The following is a 13,209-nucleotide window of genomic DNA, read 5'->3' as shown; positions in this document are numbered from 1 at the left end:
GGCTCCAGACCGACACACGCCGCAGCGTGGGCGTCCACGACGTCAGTGCGTTTGCTCGTACTGTTCGACGACCGTCGCCGGGATACGGCCGCGTTCGTTGACGTCGATTCCACTGGCCTTCGCCCACGCGCGGATATCCGCGCTGCGCCGACGGCCGGCAACGGCACGGCTCGGCTGGTGCCGGACGCCACCGGCCCGCCGCGCACGCTCCACGAACGGCGACAGACGGTCACGCAGTATTCGCGCGTTTTCGGCACTGAGGTCGATTTCATACATGACCCCGTCGACAGCGAACGAGACCGTCTCTTCCGCTTCGTCGCCGTCCAGATCGTCGATAAGTCGTTTAATGACTTGCTCAGCCATTTTGCTCCTTCCCGGGTTTCCGGGCAATAATAGTAACGTAAGCAGTTCGGCTTCTCATGAAACTCTCATGAAGGGCCTTCATGGCCCGCGAGGCCACTTCTACGCTCCCGGTCATGAATGAAGAACTGCACGACCACGACCGAGGCCTCTCATTCGACCTGGTCACGTTCGGCCGGCGCAAGGCACTCCTTCTCGTGGGTGGCGTGAGCATAGCGGCCGTGGCATCCGCGTTGCCGGGCAAGGCCGACGCCGACGCGGCCGCCTGCACAGAGATTCCCAGCGAGACCGCCGGCCCCTACCCGGCCGACGGCTCCAACGGGCCGAACGTGCTGCCCCAAAGCGGCATCGTCCGCAGCGACATCCGATCCAGCTTCGGCGGCATGAGTCGAACCGCCACCGGGGTCCCCCTCACGATCAAGCTTACGGTCGAGACCGGCTCCTGCGCGCCTTCCCCGGCGCGCCCGTCTATCTATGGCACTGCAACGCCACCGGCGGATACTCGCTCTACTCCTCCGGCTACACCGCCACCCTCACCGTCCCGGCCTGAACCGCCGCGAACGTTCACCTCGACGGCGATCCCGGCTTCATCGGCCGGGCGCGGTCAGAACCTGGACCTCGGCGAGCGCGAGCTGGCCGGTCCCGGCGAGTTGGACGCGGACGTACCGGCCGGTGCGACCGACGTCGATCGTGGTCGGCCGCCCGGCCTGTGCGGTCTCGTGGTGAGACCACACCCCTGGCTGAGCCAGAGTGTCGCTCAGCGAGGTGGACACGAAAGGCGTGTCGGAGACGAAGACGTAGTAGTCCGCAAGCCCGGCGGCGCAGCAGTCCGCCCGGTTGTAGACCGCGATCCGCTCGATCGGGGAGGAGGCTCCCGTGTCGACCTGCCACCACGGCTGCGCCTCGGTCTTCGTGCCGGCGTAGTCGTTCAGGTCGTCGTCCACCGCGTAGCTCGCGGGATAGTTGGCGGACACCGTCGAGGACTGCGTGACCTGCTTGCCCAATGCCACGTTCGGCGGAGGCACCGCGCCGGATGCCGTTCCGGCCCGCGTGGTGACGGTCACCGCGGTCAGGGGCGCCCCGGACGGCGCCGTGGCCACGAGGAAGGCCGGTGAGAGCACGCGCACCCCGCCGGCGGGCCTCCCGGCGAAGCTCACCCGCGTCCCGGCCGTGAACCCGTCCCCCGCCACGAAGACCGTACGGCCCTCGGCCTGGGCGTAGCGGACCAGCGGCGGCCGGCCGGTCACGAGGTCACGGAAGCCGGCCTGCAGGCCCGCGGCGCCCACGGTCCCCGCCGGCAGGTCCGTCGCCATCGGACGCAGGGGCAGCGTCGCGTTGTCCGTGTAGGTGACGTCGGTGCCACCGGGCGGGTTGCAGTGGTACTGGCCGATGGGCTGTGCCGAGTAGTTCCCCGTCACGTCGAAGTGCCCGGTGGTCTGGCAGCCGCCCTGCGACAGCTTGCCGTTCCACTCGACGTTCCCGTCCCAGTGGATCCACTCCGCTCCGGCGTCGTCGTACCAGGTGAAGTTGACGTTGGCCTGGTCGTAGGCGACGTTGCCCTGGGCGTGCAGTCCGTGCGCGACGCTCGCGGCGCGGTCGACGGAGCCGTCGGTGGCGCGGACGGTCTGGCCCTGGTGCCCTTCGACGTAGATGGCGCCGCCGTCGCTGAGCACCTGCATGAAGCCGTGGATGAGATTGCCGCTGATCGTGTTGTCGCTGTTGACGTTCGTCGAGTTGTCCGGATGGTCGACGTTGTCCACGTGTCCCTGGATGACGCCCGCGCTGATCCCGGTGTACGGCACGTCCCGGATGTCGTTGTGCGTCACCGACGTGTGCCGGCCGAAGAACAGTGTGATGGCCGCCGCGCTCGGGTAGTCGGTCCCGACGTGCTCGATCAGGTTGTCGTCGATGGTGTTGTACTCGTTGATCTCCCGGTCGTCCGCGCCGACGTCGGCCGGGTGCGGGTCGATGGTGTCACCGAGGATCACGCCGTTGCCCGCTATCCCGCTGAACACGTTGCCCTCGACCGTGTTGTGCCGACTCCCGTACTCGAACACCAGCCCCGCAGCGCCGAGCCCGGTGAACGTGTTCCGCTCGAAGGTCACGTCGTGCGCGGCATGCCACTGGACGCTGCCCGGCTCCCGGGTCAGCGAGCCGAACGGGCAGGTCCCCGGCGGGTTCCCGAACGTGCAGGTGCCCTGCGGGTGGGCGGGGTCGTCGCCGGTGAGCCGCAGGTTGTCCTGCACGTCGGCGAACCCGGCGGCCGAACTCGGCTCGTTCCACGTGGCGTACGCGAACCGCAGGCCGGTGAACGTGATGTCGTGCACCGGCTGGTCGAGCGTGCCGGCGCCGGTGACCAGCGAGGTCAGCCGGGGCGCCTCGACGTCGAGACGTGCCACGTCCTGCCCCGGCAGCGGAACGTAGTTCAGCACATGCCGCTCCGCGTCGAGATACCACTGTCCGGGGTGCAGGAACGGGTAGGCGTTCTCCATCCGGGTCGGCGCGGTGCCGGGCTTCATGTTGGGCAGGCTTCCGGAGGCCTGCGTGAACACGGGGCGGGCGGTGATGTTCCGCCAGCAGGGCTGCTGCATCTGCACCGTCGCGCCGCTGACCGGACCGACGCGGCAGCGCGACTGGGTCCAGTCCCCGTTGCCCGCGGTGTAGACGAACTCGACCCGTGCCATGGCGGCGGCGCCGATCTGGTCCTGCAATTTGGCGGCCCAGTCCGGTGAGGTGGTGTAGCCGCCGTCGGCGGCGGCGAACGTGACCCCCTGCTCGGCCGGGGTGGTCTGCGCGATCGGCGCCTCGCGGCCGTCGACGTAGATCTGACGTGTCTCGAGATCGGCGGGCACCGGAGCGGACCAGACGTGCTTCGCCGGGTCGGCCGGCCGCCATCCCCGCACCCGCGTCGCTCCGCTCAGCACCGGGTGGGCGCCGGGCGCGGCGGTCCAGATCACCCGATGTCCGTCGCGGCCCGAGTCGGCCGGCCCGAATCGGAGCGGCGTGGTGAGCCGGTACGTGCCGTCGGCCAGCCGCACGACGACGTCCTTGCCCGCGCCCTTGGCGGTGCCGAGGACCTGCCGCTCGCGCTCCTGCGCGCCGGTCACGGAGCAGGGCCGTGCCCGGGTGCACGCCTGTCCCGATCCGCCGGGGGCCGCGTACAGCAGTACCCGGGCCGGCGCGGCCGCCGCGGACGAGGTGGTGACGGTACCCAGTGCGCCGGTCAACAGCGTGACGGCCAGGGCGGCGGCCAAGCGTACGGACATCGGATCTCCCAACGTGCGGCTGGCGTCGATCGGTCGGTTCTGGAATGAGCGCCTGCCGTGCCGGCGCCGATGAGGCAGTGAGCGGCACGGTTCGGCAACGGTCGAGGCGATGTCGCCGCGGTGACGGGTGCCGGAGGCCGACGACTCAGCGCATATCTCGACCTCCACACCGCCAGATACATCCGATGTTTGTAGCCGGAGACTAGAAGGGGACGGAAGCCGAGGTCAATACCCCGGCCTGCGATCCCGGCGTTCGCTCAGACCGGCCGCAGCCGGAGGATCCCGCCAGGCAAGTGCCGAGCCGGCCGCAAATGGGGCACGGCGGCCGCTGCGGCCGTCTGGAAGCATGACCGAGGCCGCCGGTGCCGCCCTGACAGTTAGCGGGAATTGCGGAGTAAATCAAACTATAGCCGGATTATCCGCTTTATTTACTAAATGTAACCTTTACACTGGCAAATGTGGATGTCATCGGCTCCGGGGTAGGACGAAGTGCGCACGAACGATGGGACCGATGAAAGGAGGGGAACATTCAGGGACCGCATTATGGAGCTGACGGCGTATGAGCCCCCGCGCGTGACCGAACTCGGTGTGTTCGGTGTCGTGACGCGCGGCGGTTACTCGAGCGGCACGGATGACTACGGCGGCCGCAGCTGATGGACGCCCGTTCCACCTGGTTCGTGGTGCTGCCCGACAGCGCCGCGGGCACCGGTGCGAGGCGGCTGCTGGGAGGCGGGACGGTTCTGGACTATGTGTCCGGCCGGCCGTGCCTGGTGACCGCCTCGGCCGACGGTGCGAACGGCACCGTGGTCCGCGCCCAGGTAGGCGTGGTCCGGCTGGCGGTGATCGGCGACACGCCGGTCACCGCCACGTTGCTGGAGAACCTGGCGGCGCGGATCGACTGCCTCGAAGACGCCGATGTGGTCGCCGCGCGCCTTCCCGGCAGCTTCCACCTGATCGCCGTCGTGGGTGACCGCGTGCGGGTGCAGGGCACCGCCTCGGGCCTGCGGCGGATCTTCTTCACTCGTCTGGGCGGCGGGCACGGCGCCGCGGTGGTGGCGAGCGACCGGGCGAGCGTACTCGCCGCTTTGCGGGGAGCGCCTGTCGATGTCGAGGCGCTGGCCGTCCGGCTCCTGGGCCTGGTTCCGGCGCCCCTGTCCGCTCCGCTGTGGGAAGGGGTGAGCGCGGTCCCGCCGGGCAGCGCCGCCCACATCGACCCGGGCGGGCTTCGGCTGAGGGCCTGGTGGACTCCGCCCGAGTCGCAGGTATCGCTCGGCCGGGGAGCACCGGCGTTCGCCGCGGCCTTGGAAGAGGCCGTGAACGCGCGGGTCGGACCGGGCATGGTGGTGGCCTGTGACCTGTCCGGTGGCCTGGATTCGACCCCGCTGAGTTTTCTGGCCGATGCCGCCGTGCGCCGCCGTGACGGCCGGCTGGTCACCTTCGCCAGAGCGGTCGGCGACCCCGCCCATGACGACGCCGCATGGGCCTGGCGCGCCCTGCGGCATCTGAGCGGCGAGCATGTGAGAACCCGGCCGGGTGAGCCGGCCCGCTGGTTCGCCGATGTGGCGACTCCGGTGCGCGGCCTGGACGAGCCGATGTTCCCGCTGCACCCCCTGGCGTGCAAGACCGGCACGGCCGCCCTCCTGGCCGCGCACGGTGCCCGCGTCCACCTGACCGGTCACGGCGGGGATGAGCTCACCGTCGTCCCGCACTGCTATCTGCACGATGTCGCCCGCACCCGGCCGTCCGCGTTGTGGCCGCGCCTGCGCGCCGGCCGCGCCCGAGAACGCTGGCCCCTTTGGTCGTGCCTCCGCGCGCTGGCCGACCGCCGTACCTACTCGGAGTGGCTGGCCGACCAGGTCCGGCAGCTGACCGCGCCGGAGCCGCCGATGGGCCACCCGGACTTCGGCTGGGAGATGCCGCTGCGGCTGCCCGCCTGGGTGAGCCCGGCCGCGGTCGACGCGGTCGCGCGACGTCTGCGCGTCACCGCGCGCGATGCCCGCCCGTACGCGACCGAGCGCGCCCAGCACCAGATCATCTCCAACGTGCTCAGGACCGCGCCGACCTACGCCGCCCTGCGGGACCTCACCGGCCAGGTCGGCGCCGCCACGCACGTTCCCTTCCTGGACGACCACGTCATGAGCGCGGCCCTGGCCGTCAGGTTGGACCATCGTGTCGTCCCCGGCGTCTACAAAGCCCTCACCTTTGCCGCCATGCGCCCGCACGTGCCACCCGAATGTCTGGCACGCACCACCAAGGCCGACTTCTCCGCCGATTTCTACGACGGTCTGCGCGCGCACCGCGACCAGGTGCTCGCCCTGGCCGACGGTTCCCTTCTGGTCGAGTACGGCCTGGCCGACCCCGCGGCCCTCCGTGACGTCTGTACCGGGACCCCTGCCGAGACCGGGCGCCGGTCGCTCCCCCTCATCACCTTCGTCGCCGTCGAGAACTGGCTGCGCGCTCAACCCTCCGGCGCCGAGAACACCGGCTCGACCATCGGCCGGCGGAAGGGAGGTCCGGTCCGTGAAGACGCGCCTACCTGACCGCGTCACTCTCACCCCCGCCGACCCCGAGCCGGGCGATGGCGGCGGGCAGAACGGGGCGGTGCTGCTCGACGAACGCACCGGCCGCTACTACCAGCTCAATCCCTCCGCCCATTTGATCGTGGCCGGGCTGATGGAGGGAGCGACCCCGGCCGAGGTCGCCGCGCGCCTGACGGCCGCGTACCCCGATGCCGCCGCCCACGCCGACACCGACACCCGCCAGTTGATCGCCCACCTGACCCGCGCCGGGCTTCTGGAGCAGCGATGAGCGTCTCGTACGTCCATCAACGGCGGCCTCGGCTGCCCTGGCGGCAGCGCCCCGCCGCTCTGCTCGCGGTCGCCGCCGCCCATGTGATCGCCCGCCAGTCGCCGGCCCGCATCCGCGCCGTACTCGCCGCGGCCCGGCGCGGCGCCCGTCCGGCCACCGCCGCCCAGGCGAAGGCCGCCCGTGACGCCGTCATCGCGGTGAGCCTGTCCTGCGCCGGCGAGGGCTGCCTGCCCCGCTCCATCGCCACCGCCCTGCTGTGCCGTCTGCGTGGCACCTGGCCCACCTGGCGCACCGGCGTACGCCTCCACCCCTTCTACGCGCACGCCTGGGTCGAGGTCGACGGCCGTCCGATCGACGAACCGTACCCGCCGGGCTACCACACCCCCACCATCACCGTTCCGCCGACGACCGCCGCGCCTCCATGACATCGGGGCGGGAGGCGATCGTCACCCGGGGGCTGACCAAGACGTACGGCGACCTGACCGCGGTGGACGGCGTGGACCTGACGGTCCGGACCGGGGAGATGTTCGCCTTCCTCGGGCCCAACGGCGCGGGCAAGTCGACCACGATCGCGATGCTGACCACCCTGGTCCGCCCGACCGCCGGGTACGCCCCTCGTCGCGGGGGCGGACGTGAGCACTCACCCGGCGGCCGTGCGCCGCCGGATCGGGGTGGTCTTCCAGGAGCCCACGATCGACGACGACCTGACCGCCGAGGAGAACCTGGGTGTCCACGCCACGCTGTACGGGATGCCCCGCCCGACCGCGCGTGCCCGCATCACCGAGATGCTGGACCTGGTCGGGCTCACCGAGCACCGCCGGACCCGCCCGGCCACCTTCTCCGGCGGGATGACACGCCGCCTGGAGATCGCCCGCGGCCTGCTGCACCGGCCCCGCGTGCTGTTCCTCGACGAGCCTACCCTCGGCCTCGACCCGCATGCGCGTACCCGCGTGTGGGACCACCTGCGCCACCTGCGCCGGCAGGAGCCGATCACGATCTTCCTGACGACGCACTACCTGGAAGAGGCCGAACACTGCGACCGCATGGCGATCATCGACCACGGCCGCATCGTCGTCTGCAACACCCCCTCCGCCCTCAAGGCGGCCCTCAGCACCGACCACGTCCACCTGCGCACCAGCGACGACGCGGGTGCACAAGCCGTGCTGGCGCGCGATCTGGGTCTGGCCGCCGCTCTGCGACCCGACGGGCTGCACCTGCGCCTGCGGGGCGCCGACACCGCCGTGCCCCGCCTCTGCGCCGCCCTGGACGTCCCCATCGTCTCCATCGAGGTCACCCGCCCCAGCCTCGACGACGTCTTTCTGCACTACACCGGCCACACCATCCCCGAGGCGGACTGATGATGCTTCAGCGCCGCAACCCGCGCATCACACCGACCGCGACCGGCGACCAGACCGCCGACGACGCCGGCTGGTCGCCGGTCGCCGAACTACGCGCCGCCCTCGCCCTCTGGCGGCGCGAGACGACCCGATACGTCCGCAACCGCGTCCACCTGGTGCTCACCCTGCTGCAGCCGATGCTGTATCTCCTCATCATCGGTACCGGGCTGGGCACCCTCGTGTCCCATGCCGGCCGCAGCGACTATCGAACGTTCCTGTTCCCCGGGGTCCTCCTCCTGGCCGTCCAGATCGCGGCCGTCGGCTCCGCCGGCTCCATCGTCCGCGACCGCGAGGGCGGTTTCCTGCGCGAGATGCTCGTCGCCCCTGTCCACCGCTCCACCCTGCTGCTCGGCAAGTGCCTGGGCGCCGCCACCATCGCCATCGGCCAGGGCACCGCCGTCCTCGTCCTCGCGCCCGTCGCCGGTGTCCCCTACAACCCTCTGCTGCTCGCGACACTGATCTTCGAAATAGCCGTACTGGCCCTGGTCCTGACGGCGCTCACCGCGCTGCTCGCCGTCAGCATCACCAACATCGACACCTTCTACGCCACGGCCAGCGCCATCGTGCTCCCGATGACGTTCCTGTCCGGCATGTTGTTCCCGACGACCCGGGCGCCCGGCTGGCTCGTCACCCTGATGGTCATCAACCCGCTCCTCTACATGACCGACGTGCTGCGCCGCACCATCCAGGCGTACCTGCCCGCCCACACCGCCATGCCCCCCACCCACCCCTGGCATCCCCCGATCGTCGCCGAGCTGGCGGCCATCGCCCTCGTCGGCCTCATCGCCCTGTTCCAGGCCGCCCGCCGCTTCTCCCGCACCGTGTGAAAGACGAATCAGCGCAGCGCAGCGGCATGACAGCCCTATTTGACCAATATTTGGGTACAGGCCCGGCGTCCATGCCGCCATCCGTCGACATGTGATCGGCACCGACGCCGATCGCGGTCGACGTCGTCGTTGGAGTGAGGATGAAAGTCACCACGGCCGTGGTCATCTTGTGGCTCATCATCGGAGCCATCGCCGCCGGGCAACGGCACTACTACAGCAGCGGCCCGAAGAACTGCTCCCAGGCGGGCACGCTCCTCGTCACGATCATCGCGGGCCCCCTCAACTACACGGGCGTGAACCCCAAGATCTCCTGCAAGACGCCCGAGCCCAGCAAGTGACATCTCTCCGCTGGACCCCCGGTCACGCGGTCGCGCTACTCGAAGAGGGACAAGTCTCCGGCGCCTCTTCGGACGATCTCGGGCTCGTCCTGGGAGAAGTCGATCACCGTCGTCGGCACGGCACCGCACTCGCCGGAGTCGATGACGGCGTCCACGGCATGGTCGAGCCGTTCCTTGATGTCCCACCCCTGGGTCATCGGTTCGGCGTCGTCGGGCAGGAGCAGCGTGCTCGACAGCAGCGGCTCGCCGAGTTCGGCCAGCAGAGCCTGGGCGACGGCGTGATCGGGGATCCGGACGCCGACGGTCTTCTTTCTGGGGTGCAGCAGCCGCCGCGGCACTTCCTTCGTCGCGGGCAGGATGAAGGTGTAGCTCCCGGGGGTCGCCGCCTTGATCGAGCGGAACAGCGCGTTGCTGACCTGGACGAACTGGCCGAGCTGCGCGAAGTCCTTACAGACCAGGGTGAAGTGGTGGCCGCTGTCGAGGCGGCGGATCTCTCTGATCCGGTCGATGCCGTCCTTGTTGCCCAGACGGCACCCGAGCGCGAAGCACGAATCGGTCGGGTACACGATCAGCCCGTCCGCACGGATGAGGTCGACCACCTGGCGGACCGCCCGGGCTTGCGGGTTGTCCGGATGCACGTCGAAGTACCTGGCCATCTGCGAAAGCTTAGGTGACGCGGATGACCGATCACCGGCCCGCCCGCAGAATCCGGACGGGCCGGTTTCCGGCATCAGGTCACGGGACCGTCCAACTGGAGGTCGTCGGGTGTTTCCACCCACACCTCGCCGTCCGGGCCGATCTCTTTCTTCCAGATGGGGGTCTCGGCCTTCAGACGCTCGGCGCAGTCCCGGGCGGCCTGGAATGCCTCGCCACGATGAGGAGCGGATGCGGCGACGATGACCACGACCTCGCCGACCTTGAGCCGGCCGGTCCGGTGTGCCACAGCGACCCCGACCCCCGGCGCGGCGGATTCACACTGCCGGACGATCTCGACCAGGCTCCTGTGCGCCATCGACCCGTACGCCTCGTACTCGAGCTCGTTCACCGGTCTGCCCTGGCTGTTGTCGCGAACGTAGCCGATGAAGATCACGATGCCGCCCTTGCCGGGACCGGAGACGGCCGCGAGGACCTCGTCGAGGCTGAGCGGTTGATCCGTGATCCGGCAGTACGGCTCGGCACCGCCGGCCACGGGAGGGATCAGCGCGATGACGTCACCATCGGTGAGTCGATGCTGCAGGTCGACGATGTCCTCGTTGACGGCGAGCTTGAGGTGAGCGGCCATGCGATCGAGGCCCGGATGACTGCCGCACAAGCGGCTCATCAGATCCTTCAGGGAGGAACCGACCGGCAACGTGACGGGTTCCTCGCGCGTGTTGGCGATCCGTTCGCGAACGATTCCGAAGTACAGCACCCGGACCTGCATCGTCATCTCACTGTTTCTCTCGCTGGTAGTGGCCGCTACGTCCGCCGCTCTTCTCGTCGAGCTGGATGTCGCCGATCCGCATGGATCTGTCGAGCGCCTTGCACATGTCGTAGATGGTCAATGCCGCGACGGAGACCGCGGTGAGAGCCTCCATCTCCACGCCGGTGCGGGCGGTGACGGCGACCCGTGCGGTGATGGCCACCCGGTCGGGCGGAAGCGCCGACAGGGTGACGTTGACACCGTCCAGCCCCAGCCGATGACAGAGCGGGATGAGCTCGTCGGTTCGCTTGGCGGCCATGATTCCGGCGAGCCGGGCGGTCGCGAACACGTCACCCTTCGGGACGTCACCGCCGACGATGGCATCGAGTGTCGCCGGCCGCATGACCACGAAGCCGGAAGCCTGCGCCTCTCGGCGGGTGACGGCCTTGTCCCCTACGTTCACCATGCGGGCGTTGCCCAGGGAATCGAGGTGGGTCAGCCGCATGTCGGGAGTAGCGTGCTCGGGCATCAGGGCCTCCTGGTGTCGCGATCAACCGCCCCGGGTGTGCATTTCGAGGTGCGGATCGTTCCTGAGCGTCTGGACGCTCACGAAAGTGGTTCGCCGGCGCTCTTTGAAACGCTCCACCGCCCCTTCATCGCGCCGTTGCCGCCAGACACCCGCGACCAACTCCCCCAACTCCTCGGCGGTGGCGCCGGACCTCAACGGTTCGCGCAGGTCAGTGCCGGTCAATGCGTACAGGCAGCGATACCACATGCCATCGGCCGTGAGGCGGCTGCGGTCACAGGTGGCACAGAACGGCGCCGTGGTGGACGAGATGATTCCGAAGACGGTGCCGTCCGGGAGCGCGAACCGGTCGGCGGGAGCGTTGTCGAGTTTGGGGACCTCTTTGATCTCTCCGTAGACGGCGGTCAGGGCAGCGAGCATCTCCGCCCGGCTGAAGACCAGGTCACCGTCCCAGTTGGTGGCGCCGCCGACGTCCATGTACTCGATGAACCGCACTTCGGCATCGACCGTCTTACCGAACTCGAGCAGCGCCGGCAGTTCGTCATCGTTGACGCCCCGCATGACGACCGTATCGATTTTCGTCTGCGTGAACCCCTCTTCGACGGCGGCGTGGATGCCGTCCATCACCGCAGAGTGGCTGGTACGCCGGGACAGCTTCGCGAAACGGTCGGCGTCGAGGGTGTCGAGACTCACGGTCAGCCGGTGCAGTCCTGCCTCGCGAAGTGCCCGAGCGTGCTTGCGAAGGAGAACGCCATTGGTGGTCAGCGCGAGATCCCGGATCCCGGGGATGGCGACGAGCATGGCAACGAGTTCGGTAAGGCCGCCGCGTAGCAACGGTTCACCACCGGTCAGGCGTATCTTGTCGGTGCCGAGCCCGACGAACACCTCCACCAGTCTGCGGTATTCGTCAAAGGTGAGAATGTCCGACTTGCGCAGCCAGTTGTACTCCTCCTCGGGCATGCAGTACTGGCAGCGGAGATTGCACTTGTCTATCACGGACAGGCGTAGGTGGCCGAGTGGTCGTCGCAGCGCATCAACGATTCGCATAAGGCCCCAATAATCGATGGCCGACTCGCGCCGTAGCGCCCAGTCGCACAATGACAAGGCCAGGGCATTTCGGGCACCATGCTAGGAAGGAAAAAACGGCCGCACAAGACTTGATCTTCGAGCGATACGGGGGGAGGCTGGATGATCATCCGCGCGGCGAGCACTCGCGGTACCGGCCGATCAACCATGAGTTCACCGTCGCGTCAACGCGTCGCACGGCGGTCATGACTCGGCGAGAAACTCACCACGAGTACGCCTCAGGAGCCGCTCCGCCGGGGCCGGGAAATATCTCGTCCAGGCGGGCGAGCATTTCTCGGTCTATTTTTGTTTCGAGTGAGCGAACGGCTTCGTCCAGTTGCTCGACATTGCGCGGCCCGACGATCGGCGCGGTCACCGCAGGCTGCCGCAGAAGCCACGCCAGCGCGATGCGCGCCGGATGATCGCCACTTTCATCGCAGAACGCCTCGAATTCGCTTATCCTGGCACGGTGCTCGCCGATTTCCACTGACGCCGAATAGCCCTTGTCCTGTTTTCGCAGGACACCGCCGAGCAAGCCCGCACCCAGCGGGCTCCATGCGAGCACGCCGACACCATAGTCCTGACAGGCGGGCAGCACCTCCAGTTCCACGGTGCGCCGGAGAAGGTTGTAGATGGACTGTTCGGATACCAGACCGAAGGTTTCTCTTCGGCGGGCCATCTCTTGCGCCTTCGCGATATGCCATCCGGCGAAGTTCGATGAGCCGACGTAAAGGATCTTCCCCTGCCGGCGGAGGACGTCGAAGGCCTCCCAGATCTCCTCGAACGGGGTTTCACGGTCGACATGATGCATCTGATAAATATCGATGTAGTCGGTCCGCAGGCGCTTCAGGGAGGCATCGCACGCCCGGCGGATGTTCAAGGCCGACAGGTGACCCTCGTTCGGCCAACTTCCCGTCGGGCTGTACAGCTTGGTCGCAAGCACCGTCCGGTCACGCCGCCCGCCGCCGAGGGCGAACCAGCGGCCGATCATTGCCTCGCCTACTCCCTCGCCCCTGGGGTGTCCGTAGACGTTGGCCGTGTCGAAGAGATTGATACCGCACTCGTGAGCCCGGTCCATGAGGGCACGGGCGTTCTCCTCAGAGATCAGCCGGCCGAAGTTGAGCGTGCCGAGACAGAGCCTGCTCACCGACAGGCCACTGCGCCCTAGATGCGCGTAGTCCATTCCGCGTCAGCACCGCTCCCTCGAGACCTTCGCCGCC

The 13,209-nt window shown here is 68.9% G+C and carries 14 protein-coding genes and 1 pseudogene; 8 read left to right on the top strand and 7 right to left on the bottom strand.

Annotated elements, in window-relative coordinates:
- Positions 1–42 precede the first annotated feature (42 nt).
- Together ABEA24_RS52490 and ABEA24_RS52485 are read right to left on the bottom strand one after the other, a co-directional pair.
- Complete coding sequence (locus ABEA24_RS52490; protein WP_345444327.1) at positions 43–363, bottom strand: histone-like nucleoid-structuring protein Lsr2; 321 nt, start codon at positions 361–363, stop codon at positions 43–45.
- 584 nt (positions 364–947) lie between these two features.
- On the bottom strand, positions 948–3,626 hold the full coding sequence (locus tag ABEA24_RS52485; protein ID WP_345444325.1) for a galactose-binding domain-containing protein: 2,679 nt from the start codon (positions 3,624–3,626) through the stop codon (positions 948–950).
- 543 nt (positions 3,627–4,169) lie between these two features.
- Here ABEA24_RS52485 and ABEA24_RS52480 point away from each other — a divergent pair.
- The 8 genes and pseudogenes from ABEA24_RS52480 to ABEA24_RS52445 all read left to right on the top strand — a co-directional run bounded on the left by ABEA24_RS52480 (position 4,170) and on the right by ABEA24_RS52445 (position 8,996).
- Positions 4,170–4,280 (top strand): lasso RiPP family leader peptide-containing protein, encoded by a 111-nt coding sequence (locus ABEA24_RS52480; RefSeq protein ID WP_345444323.1) that lies wholly within the window; start codon positions 4,170–4,172, stop codon positions 4,278–4,280.
- On the top strand, positions 4,280–6,166 hold the full coding sequence (locus ABEA24_RS52475; protein WP_345444321.1) for an asparagine synthase-related protein: 1,887 nt from the start codon (positions 4,280–4,282) through the stop codon (positions 6,164–6,166). The genes ABEA24_RS52480 and ABEA24_RS52475 overlap by 1 nt, the downstream gene beginning before the upstream one ends.
- On the top strand, positions 6,147–6,434 hold the full coding sequence (locus ABEA24_RS52470) for a lasso peptide biosynthesis PqqD family chaperone (RefSeq protein WP_345444319.1): 288 nt from the start codon (positions 6,147–6,149) through the stop codon (positions 6,432–6,434). The genes ABEA24_RS52475 and ABEA24_RS52470 overlap by 20 nt, the downstream gene beginning before the upstream one ends.
- Positions 6,431–6,859 (top strand): lasso peptide biosynthesis B2 protein, encoded by a 429-nt coding sequence (locus ABEA24_RS52465; protein ID WP_345444317.1) that lies wholly within the window; start codon positions 6,431–6,433, stop codon positions 6,857–6,859. The genes ABEA24_RS52470 and ABEA24_RS52465 overlap by 4 nt, the downstream gene beginning before the upstream one ends.
- Positions 6,856–6,987, top strand: a pseudogene (locus ABEA24_RS52460) (ABC transporter ATP-binding protein); the annotation flags it as partial. The gene ABEA24_RS52465 and the pseudogene ABEA24_RS52460, both read left to right, overlap by 4 nt.
- A gap of 79 nt (positions 6,988–7,066) precedes the next feature.
- Positions 7,067–7,792, top strand: a complete 726-nt coding sequence (locus ABEA24_RS52455; RefSeq protein WP_345444314.1) for an ATP-binding cassette domain-containing protein — start codon at positions 7,067–7,069, stop codon at positions 7,790–7,792.
- Positions 7,792–8,658 (top strand): ABC transporter permease, encoded by an 867-nt coding sequence (locus ABEA24_RS52450; RefSeq protein ID WP_345444358.1) that lies wholly within the window; start codon positions 7,792–7,794, stop codon positions 8,656–8,658. Before ABEA24_RS52455 ends, ABEA24_RS52450 begins: the two co-directional genes overlap by 1 nt.
- 140 nt (positions 8,659–8,798) lie before the next feature.
- Positions 8,799–8,996: a hypothetical protein gene (locus tag ABEA24_RS52445; protein WP_345444311.1), complete on the top strand. Its 198-nt coding sequence runs from the start codon at positions 8,799–8,801 to the stop codon at positions 8,994–8,996.
- A 35-nt stretch (positions 8,997–9,031) separates the two neighbouring features.
- On the opposite strand, the gene ABEA24_RS52440 is transcribed toward ABEA24_RS52445, so the two are convergent.
- The 5 genes from ABEA24_RS52440 to ABEA24_RS52420 form a co-directional block, all read right to left on the bottom strand.
- Positions 9,032–9,652 (bottom strand): L-threonylcarbamoyladenylate synthase, encoded by a 621-nt coding sequence (locus ABEA24_RS52440; protein ID WP_345444309.1) that lies wholly within the window; start codon positions 9,650–9,652, stop codon positions 9,032–9,034.
- Positions 9,653–9,726: 74 nt separating this feature from the next.
- Positions 9,727–10,425 (bottom strand): molybdenum cofactor biosynthesis protein, encoded by a 699-nt coding sequence (locus ABEA24_RS52435; protein WP_345444307.1) that lies wholly within the window; start codon positions 10,423–10,425, stop codon positions 9,727–9,729.
- A gap of 1 nt (position 10,426) precedes the next feature.
- Positions 10,427–10,927: a cyclic pyranopterin monophosphate synthase MoaC gene (gene moaC, locus ABEA24_RS52430; protein ID WP_345444305.1), complete on the bottom strand. Its 501-nt coding sequence runs from the start codon at positions 10,925–10,927 to the stop codon at positions 10,427–10,429.
- A 21-nt stretch (positions 10,928–10,948) separates the two neighbouring features.
- Entirely contained in the window at positions 10,949–11,971 is a 1,023-nt protein-coding gene (gene moaA / locus ABEA24_RS52425) for a GTP 3',8-cyclase MoaA (protein WP_345444355.1), read from the bottom strand.
- Between the two features lie 241 nt (positions 11,972–12,212).
- Positions 12,213–13,172 carry an aldo/keto reductase gene (locus ABEA24_RS52420; RefSeq protein ID WP_345444302.1) on the bottom strand — a complete coding sequence of 320 codons (960 nt, stop codon included), beginning with the start codon at positions 13,170–13,172 and terminating at the stop codon, positions 12,213–12,215.
- Between the last annotated feature and the right edge of the window lie 37 nt (positions 13,173–13,209).

This window comes from Actinoallomurus vinaceus (genome assembly GCF_039542055.1).
GTDB lineage: Bacteria > Actinomycetota > Actinomycetes > Streptosporangiales > Streptosporangiaceae > Actinoallomurus > Actinoallomurus vinaceus.
Note: the sequence above shows the minus strand (reverse complement) of the source record. Positions and strands in the feature narration are given on the sequence as shown.